This is a genomic window from Arsenophonus endosymbiont of Apis mellifera (genome assembly GCF_903968575.1).
GTDB classification, from domain to species: domain Bacteria; phylum Pseudomonadota; class Gammaproteobacteria; order Enterobacterales; family Enterobacteriaceae; genus Arsenophonus; species Arsenophonus apicola.
Genome location: NZ_CAJCFU010000032.1, coordinates 13,697 through 32,215 on the forward strand (window position 1 = coordinate 13,697; position 18,519 = coordinate 32,215).

The 18,519-nt window shown below is 40.9% G+C and carries 10 protein-coding genes and 1 pseudogene; 1 reads left to right on the forward strand and 10 read right to left on the reverse strand.

All coding sequences use genetic code 11. From position 1 onward, the window contains the following. Positions 1-9 precede the first annotated feature (9 nt). A pseudogene (locus H1X92_RS03760) lies at positions 10-3,422 on the reverse strand (DEAD/DEAH box helicase family protein). 97 nt (positions 3,423-3,519) lie between these two features. Here H1X92_RS03760 and H1X92_RS03765 point away from each other — a divergent pair. After that, complete coding sequence (locus H1X92_RS03765; protein ID WP_180558922.1) at positions 3,520-3,789, forward strand: hypothetical protein; 270 nt, start codon at positions 3,520-3,522, stop codon at positions 3,787-3,789. Between the two features lie 546 nt (positions 3,790-4,335). On the opposite strand, the gene H1X92_RS03770 is transcribed toward H1X92_RS03765, so the two are convergent. From H1X92_RS03770 to ssnA, 9 genes are all read right to left on the reverse strand, one after another. After that, positions 4,336-5,139, reverse strand: a complete 804-nt coding sequence (locus H1X92_RS03770; RefSeq protein ID WP_180558923.1) for a nitrilase-related carbon-nitrogen hydrolase — start codon at positions 5,137-5,139, stop codon at positions 4,336-4,338. Then, a complete protein-coding gene (locus H1X92_RS03775; RefSeq protein ID WP_180558924.1) occupies positions 5,096-6,436 on the reverse strand; it encodes a purine-cytosine permease family protein in 1,341 nt (446 codons plus the stop codon). The genes H1X92_RS03770 and H1X92_RS03775 overlap by 44 nt, the downstream gene beginning before the upstream one ends. A gap of 21 nt (positions 6,437-6,457) precedes the next feature. Then, complete coding sequence (locus H1X92_RS03780) at positions 6,458-7,138, reverse strand: helix-turn-helix transcriptional regulator (RefSeq protein ID WP_180558925.1); 681 nt, start codon at positions 7,136-7,138, stop codon at positions 6,458-6,460. An 842-nt stretch (positions 7,139-7,980) separates the two neighbouring features. Further along, positions 7,981-8,904, reverse strand: coding sequence for a restriction endonuclease (locus H1X92_RS03785; protein WP_180558926.1), 924 nt, complete (start codon positions 8,902-8,904; stop codon positions 7,981-7,983). A gap of 385 nt (positions 8,905-9,289) precedes the next feature. Further along, positions 9,290-11,209, reverse strand: a complete 1,920-nt coding sequence (locus tag H1X92_RS03790; RefSeq protein ID WP_180558927.1) for a M10 family metallopeptidase C-terminal domain-containing protein — start codon at positions 11,207-11,209, stop codon at positions 9,290-9,292. Between the two features lie 554 nt (positions 11,210-11,763). Beyond that, the gene (locus tag H1X92_RS03795; RefSeq protein WP_180558928.1) at positions 11,764-13,131 is read right to left on the reverse strand and encodes an NCS2 family permease; all 1,368 of its coding nucleotides are present in this window, start codon (positions 13,129-13,131) and stop codon (positions 11,764-11,766) included. Between the two features lie 377 nt (positions 13,132-13,508). Then, entirely contained in the window at positions 13,509-16,379 is a 2,871-nt protein-coding gene (locus H1X92_RS03800) for a molybdopterin-dependent oxidoreductase Mo/Fe-S-binding subunit (protein WP_180558929.1), read from the reverse strand. After that, positions 16,376-17,155, reverse strand: a complete 780-nt coding sequence (gene ygfM, locus H1X92_RS03805) for a molybdopterin-dependent oxidoreductase FAD-binding subunit (RefSeq protein WP_180558930.1) — start codon at positions 17,153-17,155, stop codon at positions 16,376-16,378. The genes H1X92_RS03800 and ygfM overlap by 4 nt, the downstream gene beginning before the upstream one ends. Before the next feature lie 39 nt (positions 17,156-17,194). Beyond that, positions 17,195-18,517, reverse strand: a complete 1,323-nt coding sequence (ssnA, locus tag H1X92_RS03810; protein WP_180558931.1) for a putative aminohydrolase SsnA — start codon at positions 18,515-18,517, stop codon at positions 17,195-17,197. Positions 18,518-18,519 lie beyond the last annotated feature (2 nt).

Consider the following 18,519-nt stretch of genomic DNA (forward strand, 5'->3'; position numbering starts at 1 on the left):
ATGAACGCATTATAGCGTCGTTGCGTCGGTCACAACAGACAGTTCTTCGATTATCTTTTGTAGTCGAGTGATCTGTGACGAGTCCGGAAATACGCCTGTAACGCCTTCGTTGTGAATATGGGTAAAGGGTTGCTCAAAAAGCTGTCTCATCTCGATTGTACCGTAATCACGAATATGATTTTTTAGCAGAGACAAGAAGCGTAGCTGTTGGCTGGTCAAATTGCTATCAGCAGCAAATTGCGCAAAACGGCCCTCTACCGCCTCATTTTCCATGCCGATAATGGTTCGTAGTAGTTTATCCAGACTGGCGGTTGTCTGTGGGTAGAACGCTTTCAGTGCCCGGATATCGATATTGGGGTTCTGAATTAGCACCAGTTTTGCCAGTTCATCCAGCTCGATTGGCGTTACTGGTTCGCCGTTGCGAATTTTTTTCAACACTGAATTTTGCTCGAACAATGGCTCGAGCGCGCCCTGAACCTGCTGGCGATAAAGCTTAAAATCAATCGAACGAATATTGGTTTTGCGGGTTTCGGTCTGGATCAGGTTGGCATTTTCCGTAATATCTACCTGTATTGCAGGGAATTTTGCTATCTCATCTCTCTCCATCAAATGCATAATGCCGCGCAGATGAATGCGGATATCTTCTAGCTCTTCTAGGCTGGCTTTCTTCCACCAGTCCAAATCACGGAGTTGATTAATGCGTTGTCCCTGCTGCTGTACTTGAGCCAGGTGTGGCGGTAACCGTTCCACTTTTTCTACGATTGCAGGCCAAAGCATATCTAACTCTTCCGCATTGGTATAACGGGCGGTTTGTGCCGTCAGAATGTCTATATCAAAATGCATAGCTTCGCTTTGGCCGCGGACATCCACCCATTGCATCAAAGGTGCTAGAACAGAAAGCAGATCCTGCTGCGTTTTTGGCGAAAGCTGACGCAGGACTTTTTCATCGCTGTACTGCGCTTTCTGTTGCCATTTTTCATGGACTGCTATCGACTTTTCATCTAGGGCATTGATCTGTTGACGAAGTTAATGGGCAACCAAATCTACCGCTTGTTTGTCGAACTTACGCTGGGCTGCAGCGCCCAAGGTTACCCATGCTTCGAAGCGTTTTTGTGCTAAGGATTTTGTCGGTTTGACTTCGGCCTCTTCGCTGTGCAGTTCGTGATAGTCGAAGTTGCCCCAGTGATCGAAGATGCGAAATTTTTGTTTATCCAGTGACTTGCCGTTGCCGTCATTGCCGTACAGTCCTGGACAAAGGCGCGTACCGCGACCAATCATCTGCCAGAACTTCACTTTTGATTTAACCGGTTTGGCAAAGACTAGATTTACAATTTCCGGGACATCAATACCGGTATCGAGCATATCAACAGAAATGGCGATGGTAAGCTCTTTATTGGTACTTTCATCGAGCCCTTTAAAATCATCGATCAGTTGCTCGGCACGGGATCGTAGTTATCAATCACCTGGCAGAAACGTCCGGCGAACTGTGGGTACATTTCATCAAATAATTCATTGAGTAGTAGCGCATGCTTATGGTTGCGCGCAAAAATAATGGTTTTACCAGGTAATTGGTTGTCCAGATCTTTGAGTCCATTTTCCATCAGGTTGCGCAGAATATAGCGGTTGGTATCTTTGTTGTAGATTGCCTCATCTAGCGATTTTCCTTCAAACTCCAGCGTGTTGGGATCAATTCCTTGTTCTTCCAGTTCGCGGATCTGCTGGTCGCTCAATTTTTCCCGTTTGATGCCTTCGCGCAGAAATTCTGTCGTGTGCGTGACAACTTCATAAGGCGCCAAGTTGTTATCAGCGATGGCATCTTCTAGGCTGTAGTTCGCAGTAGGAATACGCCCTTCACAGCCGAACAGACCGAAAGTCGTTTTACTTACCATATCGATCGGCGTTGCCGTCAGCCCAATTTGGAGCGCATCGAAGTATTTAAACAGATCACCATAGACATTATAGATAGAACGGTGGGATTCATCGGCAATGATGAGATCGAAATAGCCCACATCGAAATGGTCCATAATTTTCATCATGCCGGGATAGGTAGCGATGTAGATCCTGGCATTCTGCCGGTCAGATTTCTTCGATTTACCAACTACATACAACGGCTCATTAGTAAACTGATTGAAGGCATTTGCCGCCTGTTTACGTAACTCTTTACGGTCGCAAAGAAATAGAACACGTTTTACCCAGCGAGCATCAATCATTAGCTTGCTGAGCGCAATTGCTACACGAGTTTTACCTGTGCCGGTGGCCTGAACGATCAACGACTGGTGATATTTATTGGTGAAACGTTCGCTGACGCGAGCGATGGTTTCCAACTGATACAAACGTCCTGCTACCGCTTTACCTTCGTTATCTTTAACGTGTGACAGACTGTTTAACGGTAATCGTGTTTCGCGCTGCTGGATAAGATATTGCAGACTCTCCTTACTATAGAAGCCAAATACTCGGCGCGGTGGATAACCCTGAGTTTTATGGTCGTCCCATAGCCAGATATCGTAACCATTGGTGTAGAAGATAACTGGGCGCTGGCCATATTCTTTCTCCAGCCAGTCGGCGTATAGTTTAGCCTGAATTCGCCCCTGTGCGGCATTTACATTAGTTTTTTTAGCTTCGACTACCGCCAATGGTTTATGTGCCTCATCCCACAATACATAATCTGCATAGCCATCACCGGTTGATGTCGGTTGCTCTTTGACAGGATGTTCTTGGGTTACCTGATCAGTATTCTTGAGTTCTTCCCCTACATCCCAATTGGCTGCCAGCAGGCGAGAATCGATCAGTCGGCGGCGTGTTTCGGCCTCATCTATAGAGAGAATATCGGCAACATGCTGGTTGCGATTTTTGGCTTCATTCAGACGTTGGGTGAGAAGCTCAGCCTTTTCCTGCTCTTGCTGTAGGGCGCGTTGCAATGCCAACTCACGCTCACGACTTTCATTCTGCGCTTTGATAGCTTGTTCCAGTCGTTTTTCATCAGCACGCGTAGGTGATTGAGTTAACGGAGGAAGAGTAAATTTAGGGCTGTCATCAACATTGCCGTTGGCATAGCGGACATAGAGCCAAATGCCTAACAGATATGCTTCTTTGAGTAGCCAGTAAGTATCTTTGGCTTTAATGCGTCCGCCGTGTGCAGCACGGTTACCATGGATACGCAGAGCATCCATTTTCATGATGATGGCTTCTGGCATCATGCTGGTAAATATATTGGCGTTCATTAGGTCGTACAAATTTGCCTTAAAACCTTCAGGCAAACGCTCCTGGCGATACAACCAACGCACCATCAATTCTGTGTAATTACGTAGCTTCACAAGACAGCTTTCAGGATCGGAGTGAACATATTGTTCGGCGGTAAATCCGAGCTCGGCCAGTTCTGGCCACTGGCTACGCAACATTTCAAAATTGCGAGACTGCTCCACTAATTATTGCCTTATGTCGAGGATATAACAGGATTTCTGGAAAGAATATCACATTCAATCGGCTAGTTAAGGAAGTATATAACACATCTTCCTAATCATGGAAGAAGGTAGGGTACTTTTTATTATCACTGGTGGTTTCACTAAGGCTGAAATGAAAGAGGTTGGTCCTGACAGAGTCTCTCCGATTGATTTGATTAATGGTGACCAGCTAGTTGATCAACATACAGAGCTATCTCTAGAGGGTAACACCGGTGCAGGTAGAGCGGTTACAATATCAGCAGATTGGTTTATATATATCGATATAATTGCATCATGCCGCCTTAGCAACCAAAAATTAAAACCTAACCCACTAAACCCTCCGCCCTGATCAAAAAGAGATCAAATCATTAAATTGGATTGAGTATTGCAATTTTTTAGCCATCAAAAAGCTAATTTTTATTTAATTATGCGAGATAAAAAATCAATATATTAAAGCAGGTATTTTGTATCAAGTTATGTAGTAGTGTTAATTAACCAGCAAATTGTTAGATAGTTAGTGTTATATATACCGTAAAGATGAATATCCAGAAATTTGCTTTTACTATGGTTATTAAAAATATAGAGTTATTAATAAGTTTTTTTAAATTAAAATAAATAAATTATATTTAATTTGATTAGAGAAAATAAATAATAGATATAAGTTATAATAAAGATTAATTATTAATATTTATTATTTTTATTTTTTATGCAAACCAATTTAATAGGTGGGATATTTTTTATAATATAAATAGATAATTTAAATAGCCAAAAGCAATAATATGCATTTTAGCTATTAATTTATAGAAAATTATATTAATTTTATTATGTTTTTATGCTCTACATATACTACAGTGTAAAAATATGAAAGCGATAAAAAGAGAACTCTTTTAGATGATTATAAATAAGGTGTATAGTTTGATTTTTTATCCGTTAAATATTTTAATGTTTTTCTTATCTGTTTTTGCATAGTTAAATCTATTTCATAACAGAGAGTATCTTCTGCTTTTTCCGAAACGTTAGCAATAACTCTTCCTCTTGGATCAATAATTCGACTACCACCAAACAGATTTATATTACCTTCATTTCCCCAGCGATTGACTGCTACTAAATGGGTTGTGTTTTCTAACGCGCGAGAAGCGGTGTTTATATACCAAATATCTTTGTCTTTTTCTGACCAAGCGGATGGCATGAATAAAATATCAGCCTTTTTAGTTGCCAGAGTTCTGGCAACTTCAGGAAATCCAGCATCGTAACAAATCATGATTCCAATACGACAGATACCAATATCAAAAACCGGCAAGTTATCACCGGGCGTAAACCATAGTTTTTCATAATGGAATAGATGCATTTTTCGATATACAGCCAACCAGTTTTCTCTATTGGGTATCCAAATACCGGCAGAATTATAAATTTCACCGGTTGTATCATCGCGTTCTATAAAACCACAAATTATGACTAAATTAAGTTTGCTGGATAATTGGCTAAATAGCTTATCTGTCTGTTCATTTTTGGTTTCACTAAGTGAATAATATTGTTCTCCTAGTAATGATGGTGAATATCCAGTAGTCGCTAATTCAGGAAAACAAATAATTTGCGCATTGTTTTCCTTAGCCTTATAGCAATAATACTCTAATCTTTGTAAATTTTTATCCTTGTCACCTAAAATTGCGTCCGTCTGAGCTATTGTAACTTTGATCATTTTTTATCTCTTTGGGTATTTTATTGAAAAAATTCTTTAAAATAGATAAGCAGAAATATATCACAGCAGAGATAAATATCGAGTTAACTGATGGAATACCCATAGTTATGGTCATCCCAGCGATAGAGCCTAGAGCCCAGGCAATAATGGAAGCATAATTTATCAATGGTGTAGCAGCAGTATTTGGTAGCTTGCCTTCTTTACGGGTTGAATCAAGCAAATCTCTATTAGTGCGCAGGATATAGTAGTCAGTTAGCATTATCCCCGCTATCGGTGGGAAAATAACGCCAGCTATTATCAAAAATTCAACAAAATTGTCTAAAATACCGATAACGGTAAAGAAAGTTCCTATAGCACCAGCGATTAGCGTCAATAAAACATAATTGGTTTTCTTGCCAGTTAGACACTCAATAACATTGCTCATGCTAAGAGAGACACTATAAAGATTAATATCATTTATTTTAACCACTGCCAAAATGGTACAAATTACACCGATCCAGCCTGCATTTTGAATAAGGATGTTCACTACATCACTTGTACCCATCGCTTTAGCGATCAATATAGAAACACCATTGACAATAAATTCCCCAACAATGATGGAAATTGTTAACATCCAAAAAACATCTTTTGAATTCTGACAATATCGGCTGATGTCAGGGGTTACTAGTATTGCGACAATACATCCACCGGCGACCATGGTTGCCCCAGCGCTTAAGGTCATCGTGTCCTTTTCTGCTGGAATAATATTGATTAATTCTTTAATGTCGATTGTCGTTAATGTATTAAATGTCACCCAAATCATAACAACAAAAAATAAAGGTACCGCTATTTTGGCGGTTAGACTTAATCCTTTGAATCCGCAAGCAACTAGTACGGTAATAAATATGCCTGAAATTGTGGCACACCAGCCGAAATCAAGCTTGCCGTTTAATACATATTCTAAGGCTTTGGCACAAACACCATTTTGTACACCGAACCAGCCGAGCGAACTTATTGCGATAGCAAAGCCAATCATAGTTGAGCCTATTCGGCCAAAGCCGCACCATCTTGACAGCACACTGGTAGGTAATCCTTCCCGGCATCCTATAAGACCCAATCCTAGACCTATAAATTCAAGAATTAAGCTACCCAGTAGCGTTGCTAACATTGCCTGCCAAAATGTCATTGCGTGGCCTAATGTTGCACCCAGGATAAACTGCGATAATGAGGTATTGGCACCGATACGAATTAAAACAACAGAAAATAAATCAGAGCGTGCTGAAGGTGGAATCCTTTCAAGGGAGTGTTCTTTATCCATGTCTATATTTCTCTATATTATTTAGTCAAATAAATAGCTGCGCGGTCTGAGGAATCGCATCGGTACTTTATTATGAATATTTTTATTAATACAATATTCTATAAGTTGCTCCCGAAAGCTAATCCCCAATTTTTGGTAGATAGATTGTAATTTATTGCTAATGGTATGATGACTAACACAAAGCATTTTAGAAATTTCTTTTGGGTTAAACGAATGGGCAACCAGAAACATAACTTCTAATTCTTTTTTGGTAAATTTAGTTTCAATAAGACTATCTGTTGTGCCATGAATTTTACCAAAATTTTTAAATTTCCTAAAAGGTAATAATTCCATCTTTCTTGAATGAAACATAACGCCAACACATTTTCCGTCGATAATAAACGGAAATTTTTCACAAACGTAAGGTTGTAATAATGAATCTTCGCCATAAGGATAAATATCAATCGAAATGATATTTCTTTTCTGTTTTAGTGTCTCAAAATCATGGGTTTGAAAGTATTCTGAGAATTCAGCAATGGGATGGGGTATTTCGCCATCACTTTTGCCGTATAATTTAAAATTAGTAGGTAAATTAAATAACCTGTAGTTTTGAGGATTACTATAAAAATGAATAGATTTGTCGCCGTCAAAAATTTTTATTCCCCACGGATCGCTATTGTTTTCAAACATAGCAATCAGCTGAGGTGATATTTTCACATCCATTATTTCCTCCCGCCGATAGGACTCAATAATACTCATGAATTACCTATAAATAATCTATTTATTCCTTGTAGGATAGCGTCTTAATATAAATAAATTCTGGACATAATGGAAATTTTTCTAATAAATTATTTGTGCATTATTGCAGCAAATTGATGTAAATATTTGATTTTATTTGTTTATTTTTTTATTAAACCAGATAAACTAGCATTAATTAGATTAATAAGTTTATCTAAATAATTAAACTAATGTATTGCACAAATTTTAGCCATACAAATACCTATCTAATAAACAAAATGAATAAAAAAATAATGCGTTCGCCGATGGAAAAAATAGCAATAAAAAATCACTATCTATTGCCTATAGCAAGAGCAGATTGCGGCAAAATTTAGTTATTTATTATCTGCAATATCAAAAAAAATAAAATATTAACTAGAGTCTGATAAAAAATATTAAAAAAGCACTCATGATAAGTGTGCAGTGAAATAGTATCTTTCGAAACCTGCTTAATCAAATAATGGCTAATTGCCTAAATTAGAAATAACGTTATTTGTGAAGAATGGAGCAGTTGGTTATTTTCGTTTGTTACCAAAACTGAATAAAAACCAGACAAAATCAATATGAGGGAACTAATTTAGCGGTTGATACCAATAGGCAACAAAAAAATAGCCTAATGAAAAATAATTATATGATTGTTAAGTAATCTCTGTTTTAGGTTGGTTTTTTTTGCTTATTCTGAGTTAAATTTGTTTCATGGCACAGTTGAATGTCAGAGGTGCAAAGGGATATTGCTTGTTTTTAGTCTTAATATTTTAGTTAAGAAAGAATGATATTAAATAATTGACTTATTCAAAATAATCCGTATCTATTTTCGGTAATTTTATTATTCTCGAACTTACGCCAATTTCATTATCTATCATCAGATTTACTAAACGGTTACCATCAACCAACACCATTCCTTCAACCGATTTTGCAAAGTTTAAAGCGTGTGTCGTGAATGAGGATGTTGTAATAAATATTCCTCTTTTGGCTTTTTGCCCCGCAAGGGCACCATAGAAGGTTTTTAAATCAGGTCTACCAACAGTAGATTGCCAGCGTTTAGCTTGTACATAGATTTTTTCTAATCCAAGTTTATCTAATGAAATTATTCCATCAATGCCACCATCCCCGCTACTACCAACGCCAACGCGCTGTAAATCCTCACGATTAGCGCCATAACCGAGTTGGTGGAGAATGTCGAGAACAATAATTTCAAAGCGGTTTGGAGAGACTTGTAGTAGGTTACTAAGTAGTTCTTCAGCAACTGCATGACGAATTTCTTGATAGGCATCATCAAGTCGATCATCAGGGCTGCTGGTTTCATAAGCAGCAATCTTTGCTGATGAAGGAATATCATTATTCAATGGAGCAATATCTGCATTTTTTTTAAGTGAAATATCGACAAAATCGAAAGTAATATGATCGACCAGTTTTTTATCTAAGGGAGTGGGGTGTTGCTCAGCCCATTGAAAACCTTTGTCGGTTAAACACCATTTTCCACGGGATAGGCTTTGAGAAAGTCCGGCTCTTTTCAGTCGATCGTGTGCCCATCCAGCCCGGTTTTTATAAATAAGTTGACCACTGGTGATAACTTCAGAACGTTGTTCATCGTTTAGCCCTAGAAAATCAGCAGCGTATTCGTGTACCTCTTTTGCCGGTAGCCCGTGTGGATACTTTTGTAGAACTCTTAATACAGGCTCAATGAATTTGTCATAAGTAGGTAATGACATAGGATCCTCTTAACTAACATGGCCAATAGGAAGACCTAATAATTGATAGTATGTTGTCTAATTTTACGATTTAAACACTAAAGTAAACTATCATTGGCCGGTGGTTGCTTTCAATAACCAAATGAACATTCCATAGCTAGCAAAGTCAGCTAAAGAATAGAGCTACTTTTTCATCTAATTTATAAGTTGCTGAGCCCGTTATTTTACGCTGGTAGAGTTAAGCTAACCAGTAAAATAGATCAATTTCTCTCATTATATTGCAGTAAAAATAGCTGTAATGGCTGTTATTAATACGGCCAGCAAGGAAGGCATTATTTTTGCGAAGAGAGGAATCAACCACAACCAGCACCCAAAAAAACGGTGAGCTTGGCTCACCGTTTTACGATTATGCCAGCATAAAATCGCTTTCTTTGACAACGCCATAGATATCCAGCGCAAAGTCGGGAGTGTCATCATTGTCAGCATTTAACAACAATTGACTTAAGTTAAATTCTTTATCATAAGTCAATTGCATTTCTCCTGTTTTTTGCGGAAGGTGGTCGACGAGATGGGGGGCAATACGGTAATGGTCAGAATTAAGTAATATAATGGCAGTCAGATCAATTTTATCGATGCCGGTTTCAAAATCCATGATTACATCTGGATTGTTAAAAGGCGAATCTTCGATGCTGGCAAAAACAAAGATATCTTTGTCGCTGCCATTGCTAATTTTTGGCGCTTTTTGATCATTGTAATAATAGGAACTATTATTACCCCCGGTATATTTATCAATAATTAGGTTAGCTCTTGCAGGTTGCTTACAGTAACCGTAGTTGTTGTTATTGCAATAGCCTTGTTGATTTAGGTAGCCGGCATTATAAGCCATATTGTTGCCGTAATATTGCCAAGGCCAGTTATAGCTATAAGTAAAGCCATTGAATGTCGGAGCCGAATAATATGATGTAGGATAACTGTTATAGCCGCAGGATGGTTTTGTCCAAGGACAGTAAGAATTTCCGTTGTATCCTCCCCATGGTGAGGTTGTCCAGCAAGGATTAGTGACCTCATTATCACAATAATCCTCTAGCGGCTCTTCTTCATCAATGAAATCGTCTACTTCATTAGTTAGTTCATCATCAGTTAGTTGGTCATCTGTTTTTTTCTTGGGCGCAATTGCGTTACGATTACCACCCCATAACATATCTCTACCTTTGCCGCCATAGATGATGTCGTCACCTTTACCCCCTTCAATGGTATTGTTAGCATCGTTGCCGACAATCACGTCATTACCCAAACCACCTATCGCATTTTCAATCGTGGTGTGCTGCGTGATGGAAACATTGGCTTTTAAGCCACCGACATCGGAAAAAGAACCTTCATTTAAGTTAATGCGTTGATTTTGGGAATATTTGGAAAAATCTAAGGTGTCGATACCGCCGCCATCCCAGACACAAAAAATCGCTTTCTGGTTACTGTCGGTGAGGGTATAAAAATCTCTATCGGTGTTGGAGTTAAATCCGTAAATGTCATGACCAGTTCGGATGGAGGTGTTGGCGCCATGAATTTTTTGTATGGCGGCAATATCATGCATCAAAGGCGCAGCAGAGTGATGAAAGTGGTTGTCGCCGCCGGTTTCGGCTTCCGACCAATAACTCATTACACTGAATTGACGGGAGTCTTCCTTATATTGAGCATTTTGTTGATAACCGCCATTTGTAGAATTATAGTCACCGGGATGGGGTAATCCTAATGCGTGTCCTATTTCATGAATATAAGTATAACGGCCATAATCTCCTAATGTGGGATGTTTTAGGTTGGAAGTACTATTACTATTGCACCAAACGGTATTTTTGATGTCGGTATCGAAACTATTAGTAGAGTAATTCCAGTGGGGATTTGATTTTATCTGGGTATGGGCTTGCTCAGACGGGTAACCATCATAATAACCAAAGTCGATCATGGCTTTTTCCGCCGAATTGACTTTAACCAGTTTTATATTAGCCACATCTTCCCAGGCCTGTAGGGCAAGTTTGGCCTGTTTTTGCTGATATGGGGTTAGGCCTTTCGGGTTATAGACACCTTGATATGATCCTGGGGAATATGTTTGCCAATTGGTAAAAGTGTAAGTAATAGTTAACGATTCACTGTTTGTATGTTTTTTTGCCCATTCTTGATTATAAGCGTCTCTTGAGAGATGTTCTGCCGCTTTATCGATATCGTAAGATGGTTTGTTGTTGTTAATTAATTTAGCATTATTTTTTTGATAATTAAGTAAATTTTTAACGCTGTTCCACCCTTTATTTTTTCCATATAAGAAATTATCCATAATTCTAACTGTCTCCAATTTATAAATTAAAAACTATTAATTTTGATTGCTCCCATTCGTGCTTATGAGGTTTCTTATTTTATGATTATTGCTATTGATAAGCAGTCATTTGGAACCTTTTTGCTTTCAGTCTATAGAATTTGAATGTTTAAAAATTGTTATTAAAATGCGATATTAATAGCTTGATTACGATCTACCTATGCGCCGGTTGTTATCGCATAAGCTACCGTTAGCGAATAAAACTTATCATCAAACTCTTTCTGTTTTTAGATTAAAACAATATCTTTTTTACCTTATTGAGTAACAAAATGACTACACTGGTCTGACCTTATTTTATACTATTAATCAATGGGTTATAACTAAAAAATTCACCTATTTAGTGTGTGGTTATTGTTGTCAGGCTTGGGGATTGGTTAAATTGAATAAAAATTGACATATAAAATGACTGCGGATTTAATTTTATTATGGATAATAATCTGTAACATTGTTGCAATAAAAAATCGTTCAGCCGACGAGAAAATTTTTCCGAATCCTCTGGCAGATTCGGAAAAAAATTAAATCGCTAAGCCACCATAGTAAAAAATGACCAATAGTAGGGTTAGGGTCAGGGTACTGGTATTGAGCCGATGCCATTCTTTGGCAAAAATACGGCCGATAACCAGGGTCACAAAGCCAAACATAAGCCCCGTTGCGATATTGCAAGTGAAAACAATAAAAACCGCACACACTAGGCCAGACATGGTGTCAACAAAATCGTTGAAGTTGAGTTTTGATACATTCTGTAGCATCAGCAAGCCAATATACATTAGCGCTGGCGCGGTGGCGTAATGAGGAATTAACAGTGATAGCGGCGCTAAAAATATCATCAATAAAAAAAGCATACCAACCATCACGGCGGTTAAGCCAGTTTTGCCGCCAGCGGCTGTGCCTGCGGTTGATTCTAGATATACCGCAGCGGGGGATGTGCCCATTAAGCCAGCAAAAATCGCACTTAGCGAATCAACAGTAAATGCTTTTCCGCCATTGATAACTTTATCATTCTTATCGAGTAAGTTGGCTTGACTGGCTACTGCGCGTAGGGTGCCGGTCGCATCAAATATAGCAGTGATAATAAGTGCTAATGCATAGGGTAACATTTGCGGCTGTAAGGCAGCACCAATGTTCAGGCTAAAAGTTAGTGATTGTCCACTATTATCTGTCAGTTTGGGTAGGGCAAATAAGCCTTGAAATTGGATGTTGGGATCAAATATTAGTCCGACAATAGAGATGCCAACAATTACCAATAAAATGCTGCCTGGGATGCTGTGTTTTTCTAGACCAAAAATAATAGCCAGACCCACTAGTGACATAATGGCAGGGAATGAAGTAAAAGCGCCAAGGGCAACCGGTAATCCTGCTTGCGGATTTTTGCTAATTAATCCAACGCCATTAGCGGCAATAAGTAGAATAAACAACCCAATGCCGATACCGGTGCCATGAGCAATACCTTGCGGTAAATTGCGTAATATCCAGGTACGGATGCCGGCAATTGAGATAATGGCAAGAAAAACCCCCATGACGAAAACAATGCCAAGTACAATTGGAATGCTAATTTGTTGTCCTAGTACCAGACTAAAAGCGGTAAAGGCGCACATTGAAGTGGTGCAGCCGATAGCCATCGGTAAGTTTGCCCATAGCCCCATCAATAATGAACCGAGACCGGCAACTAAACAGACGACAGTGAAGGTGGTGTCAGGCGGAAAACCAGCCTGGCTCAACATGTTTGGAATAACGATCACCGAATAAACCACGGCTAGAAAAGTGGTGATGCCTGCTAAAATTTCCTGGCGAACATTGCTGTTACGTTCAGTAATTTGGAAAAATGTTGCCAGCGCTGTTGCCGTCTGTGTTTCGCTTGGTGCCTCCGGTAAATTGGCAGACATAGTGATGACCTCTTATAGTGATTAGCTGAAAGGCAATAAGTTTGCGAGTGAATGATTTAACGTGACGATTAGCTGTTTTAGGCCGGCTTTGATAATCCCGTTGGCTTGTTTGAGCCAATAGGCTTAGGATGGTAATTGTGATTAATCTGAGCGCATGAGTGATGATGGAGATTGAGTCATCTAGGTTATTTTTATCCATCGTAGCAGACCTATTTTTTATCGTAACAATAAGCTTTAGCTGATTTTGTGGTGCCTTGGTGAGCAAACAATGACAATATTCGCCTGTTACTGCTATTTGTCAGCTAAGTAAAGCAAATTAAAATAGTTAATTTATTGTTGTATGATGAGTGAGAGGCTGTTTGAGCAGCCTCAATCAATTACAATTTCCCTAAAGCAGTTAATATTTTCTCTGGTGTAAAAGGCCAATCCCGCAACCAAATATTACAGGCATCATGGATCGCAGTGGCAATAGCCGGTGCGGCGCCATTAACACCAATTTCCGAGATAGATTTGGCGCAAAACGGCCCGACCGGGTCGTCACTGGGAACCAAAAAAGCACCAAAGTCAGCCGGTAAATCACCGATTTTGGGTGCACCATAGCTACGGAGATCCCGTGTTAAGGGAATACCTTGACTATCATATTGGATCTCTTCGGTTAGGCTGTGGCCGATGGCGCGTAATGTTGCACCATAGATTTGACCCAGTGCTAAATCTGGGTTAATCGGGGTGCCACAATCGAGTAGGGCGTAGAATTTGTTAAGCCGAATTTGGCCAGTGCGTAGATTAACCGCGACTTCGGCAAAATTGGCACCAAATGGAAAGGCAAAATCATTGGTGACATAACTGGCAGTTGCTACCAGTACACCAAATCCGGTGCCGGTTTCCGCTTGATGGGCGATTTGGCCATAACTGATTTGACCTTGTTTACCACGGATGATACCTGGATGTACCAAAGTAACATCTTCTTTGGGCTCGTTAAGGATTTGAGCGCCGTAAAAAAGTATTTTTTCGCGTAAGTTTTCCGCCGCTTTTTTGGCCGCATTACCTGAGAAACAGGTACCGGATGAGGCGTAAGCTCCTTTATCAAATAGAGCGTGATCAGTCTCGCCAGAAATGACATGGATTTCGCTCAGCGGGCAGCATAATACTTCGGCACACAGTTTTGCCAGCACGGTATCTAAACCGGTACCAATATCGGCACCGCCAGAATGAACAATAAAGGTGCCGTCAGATTCTAGCTTGATCATGCAGTTTGCCTGATCAATTTCGGGAATACCCGATTTTTGCATAATGATAGCAACACCTTTACCGACCCGCCAATCGCCGGCAACGGGTTTTCGCCCGTGCCAGTCAATTAATTGGCGTCCTTTAGCCAAGATCGGAGCTAAGGCACAACTGGCGGCGGTAGGTGCGCTGGTGGGCGTTTTTCCTTCACCGATGGCACCGAGGATCTTCAATTCTTGACCTTCTTGCACCCGATTAAGTTCAATCACATCCAACTGATCAATGCCTAGTTTCTCCGCCAATTCAGCCATCGCCATCGTGAGCGCATAATTACCTTTTGGCGCACCATAGCCTTGATAAGCACCTGCCGGGCAAATATTACTGTAGTAAGTGGTGACTTGAAAGTTAACATTATCGCAGGGGTAAAGAGGCAGTGATAACGCCGGGCCATTACTGGGTACGGTTAGCGCATGATTGCCATAGGGGCCAGTATTGGCGCGGAAATTCATGTCAATTGCAGTAAGTTTTCCATCCTTGGTGGCACCCAGTTTAACGGTTACCTTCGCCACATGGCGTGAGGTATTAGCAATAAATTCTTCTTCACGGCTATAGCGGAAGTAGACCGGCCTACCGGTGACATAGGTAGCCCAGGCACAAACTTCTTCTAACAGTATATCTTGTTTGGAGCCAAAGCCGCCGCCGACTCGTTCTTTAATGACATGGACTTTATGCTGTTTTAGCCCAACGATACGCGCAACTTGGCGACGTAGGTGCCAGGGGACTTGAGTGGAGGCATGGATCACTAAGCGATCACCGTCCATATAGCTATAGCAAATGTGCGGCTCGGCAGGACATTGCTGTACCTGTTTAGATTGGTAGGTACGTTCAATAATCACATCAGCTTTAGCAAATCCGTCAGCAATATCACCGATGCTACCATGAATACTGGCCGCAATATTGTTGACCGGGCGGGCACCGATCGGGAAGTTGATAAACATCTGCTCGCCACGTTTTATGGCGTGTTGATTTTGTTGTGCCAGATCAGCGGGAGCGCCGTTGATATAGACAACCGGTTCATCGTGGACAATTGGGGCATCTTCCGCCATTGCTTCGTCAATTGACATGACCGGTTTTAATACTTCATATTCCACGTCAATAAGTTTTAGCGCTGCTAGGGCAATCTCCTCATTTTCTGCGACGACGGCAGCTACCCGATCGCCAACATGGCGTAGTTTTTTGCCAAACATTCGGCGGTCAAGGGGCGAGGGTTCCGGCGCGCTTTGTCCGCCAGGAGTGTAGTAGATATCTGGACAGTTAAGGTGGGTAATAACATGGATCACGCCAGGTAATGCTTCGGCTTTGCTGACATTAAGTTGACTGATGACAGCATGGGCATGAGGACTGCGTAGCATTTTTATTACACAGGCGTTGTGGGCAATGCGATCTTCGACATAACAGGGTTTAGCTTGCACCATTTTCGCTGCGTCTGTTTTAGGATGGATTTTACCGATTAGGGCCAAATCGTGGCGGAAAATAGGCGCAACGGTTATCTGATGAGCAGGATCGAGCAGCCGTTTTTTGGCTAAATCAACAACCGTATAAAACTGTTGGTAACCGGCATCGCGACTGAATAAGCCAGACAGTGCGTCATCGATAGCTTCACGATCAGGATCAGCAATGCGATTTAGTAAATCAGTGATGATTAAGGCCGCCGCAGGATCATTGTAACCAGATTGCACAATGCCGACATCGATCATGGCTTGCTGCACAATACTCAGTTGATCCCAACTAGCGAGTGATTCCGCCGTCATAATGGTGGCGTTATCCAGTTGAGCGGCGATCAGTAGGGAAGCATTATGAATGGTATGATTAAATAAGATAGCATCAGAGCCAGCGAAGCCAAATCCATCATCACTATTACGCACTGAATGCATACCAATATTGAACAGCAGTTGCTGAACATTATCACCTGCTCTACATTCCAATTCTTTGAGGCAGCCATTTAGCGTGAAACGAACCATCATTTGCTTCTCTCCTCTTTTTGCCGGCAATCAGTCAACAGATCAGCTATTAAAATACCGGCCATGTAGCGCTGGTATGCTGCACTTCCTAGCAGGTTATCTACTGGCCGAATGGCATTACTGATCGCTTTTTCCAGCTCTGCTCCTTGTAATGCTAATGATTCGATAGCAGGTAAGCGGCGCGCTTTTTCACCGACACCATCTAGGGCAATGCGGTATTGTTGCTTATCGGTGATAGCCACTGCTGCCGTAATCACTGACCAGCCGGCGGCTGAGTGACTAATTTTGCGGGTAGCGCAATGGCGAAAAGGTTTTTTAATAATAATTTCACTTAATAGTCGATCATCGGGCATGGCCAAATAATCTTCCAGGCTTAAAATTTGCCCATCAGCACACATTACTTCTGTCTCTAACACTAGTAAAACCGGTAGTAGTACCGACTCTGCTTGCTGAGCGGCGATCTCGCCGCCGACAGTAGATTGGTTACGTAGATGGCGAGAGTAGATAAAGCCTAACGCATCATATAGCGCTTGGGGAATAGCAGGCATATCGCGTAATTGCTGTAGCTTAATTAATGCGCCAATACGTAATGTGCCATTATCCCAATCAACATTATTCATCGGCAAGTTTTGCAGCGAAATGGCTATTTTGCGTTCAGTTTTTGTCGGTGTGGCGTTTAATTTGCTGCCACCAGCAAACCAGACCGCTTGATGTTGAAAACGGCGTTTAAGATCCATTGCCTGTTCAATGGTGGTTGGTCGGAAAAATTGCTCAATCATAATCCACCTGTTAATCGCTTTTTTTGTTGTGTTAGGTTTTTATTTCAGTGTGTCCATGCGCTGCCACAATTTAGCGGCAACTTTTCTGGCTTCAGCGTAAATAGGTTGATGATCGAAAGTAAATTGTCGATTTTCATAAACCATAACACCGTCTATCATTACGCTATCAACACTGGCTGAACTTAAGCCAAAGACCAGATGTCCTGGAATATTTTCTGCTTGCAGTGGTGTTGGTGCTGCATAATCGCAAATGGTTAAGTCAGCTTTATAACCACTTTCAAGCCGGCCAAATTGGGCATTAAAGTTGCGCGCCAGTAAGGTATTACCACTCCATAGATAGCGAGTAAAACTATCGGGCCATAGCTTTCCGCCGGCATCGCGATGTTTAAAAAAGGCAAATTTTAACTCTTCAAACATATCTGAACCGATGCCATCCGTGCCTAAAGCGACATTATGATAATGAGCTAGTTGCGCGTTATAGCCGACATGATTATTCATATTAGAGCGTGCGTTATGCACCAGAAAAGCATCATTTTGGTTGAGGATCTGAATATCGTTGGGTGACAAATAGAGCCCGTGAGCAATTAAGGTTTTGTGATCGATCAGATCATATTCAGCTAAACGGAGTAAAGGATCTTTAGCGTACTTATCATGGCTATGGGAGACATCATAGTGATCTTCTGCCACATGAATGTGCAAACCGCGTTGGGTTTCTTTGATGGCGCTTTGTAATAGACCAAGCCCGTCATTAGATACGGTAAATGGAGCATGAGCACCAATGTGGGCTTCTACCAGATAACGTTCTTTGCTTTTCGTACTATCAATATATTTGGCGAAGTTAATATTTTCTTCGATTCCAGCCTCAAGTTCGGCTAGCCCACCATTACGATCAGTAGTTTCAAAGCAGGTCATGCCGCGTAATCCGGCTTTTAAAAAAGCGTTGCGTAAAGTGTGTAGCGATCCATGAATAAAATTAGGTGAGGCGTGATGGTCGATAACGGCAGTACAGCCACTTTTAATCGCTTCCAGTGCGGAAATCAGGCCACTATAGTAAAGTGCTTCTTCATCTAACGCTCTATCCAGTCGCCACCATAGATTTTTTAAAGTAGAAATAAAATCCGGGCAGGGGGGGATTTGCGCAAGGATGCCACGGGATAATCCAGAATAGAAATGATTATGAGCGCAGACAATACCCGGCATAACAATGCGGCCATTCATCGGTTTAGTTTTTGCTGCTGGAAAACGGGCAGTCAAATTGGGGCCGATAGCCAAAATTTCGCTATCCTTGATGGCGATATCAATATTTTCTCTTATCTGGGCAGGCTCAAATTCGATTGCGGTGGCATTTTTTAAAATTAACATGA

Excerpts from the sequence above, each read along its gene's own strand:
- H1X92_RS03765 (WP_180558922.1), top strand. The coding sequence starts at position 3,520 with ATGGAAGAAGGTAGGGTACTTTTTATTATCACTGGTGGTTTCACTAAG.
- H1X92_RS03770 (WP_180558923.1), bottom strand. The coding sequence starts at position 5,139 with ATGATCAAAGTTACAATAGCTCAGACGGACGCAATTTTAGGTGACAAG.
- H1X92_RS03775 (WP_180558924.1), bottom strand. The coding sequence starts at position 6,436 with ATGGATAAAGAACACTCCCTTGAAAGGATTCCACCTTCAGCACGCTCT.
- H1X92_RS03780 (WP_180558925.1), bottom strand. The coding sequence starts at position 7,138 with ATGGATGTGAAAATATCACCTCAGCTGATTGCTATGTTTGAAAACAAT.
- H1X92_RS03785 (WP_180558926.1), bottom strand. The coding sequence starts at position 8,904 with ATGTCATTACCTACTTATGACAAATTCATTGAGCCTGTATTAAGAGTT.
- H1X92_RS03790 (WP_180558927.1), bottom strand. The coding sequence starts at position 11,209 with ATGGATAATTTCTTATATGGAAAAAATAAAGGGTGGAACAGCGTTAAA.
- H1X92_RS03795 (WP_180558928.1), bottom strand. The coding sequence starts at position 13,131 with ATGTCTGCCAATTTACCGGAGGCACCAAGCGAAACACAGACGGCAACA.
- H1X92_RS03800 (WP_180558929.1), bottom strand. The coding sequence starts at position 16,379 with ATGATGGTTCGTTTCACGCTAAATGGCTGCCTCAAAGAATTGGAATGT.
- ygfM (WP_180558930.1), bottom strand. The coding sequence starts at position 17,155 with ATGATTGAGCAATTTTTCCGACCAACCACCATTGAACAGGCAATGGAT.
- ssnA (WP_180558931.1), bottom strand. The coding sequence starts at position 18,517 with ATGTTAATTTTAAAAAATGCCACCGCAATCGAATTTGAGCCTGCCCAG.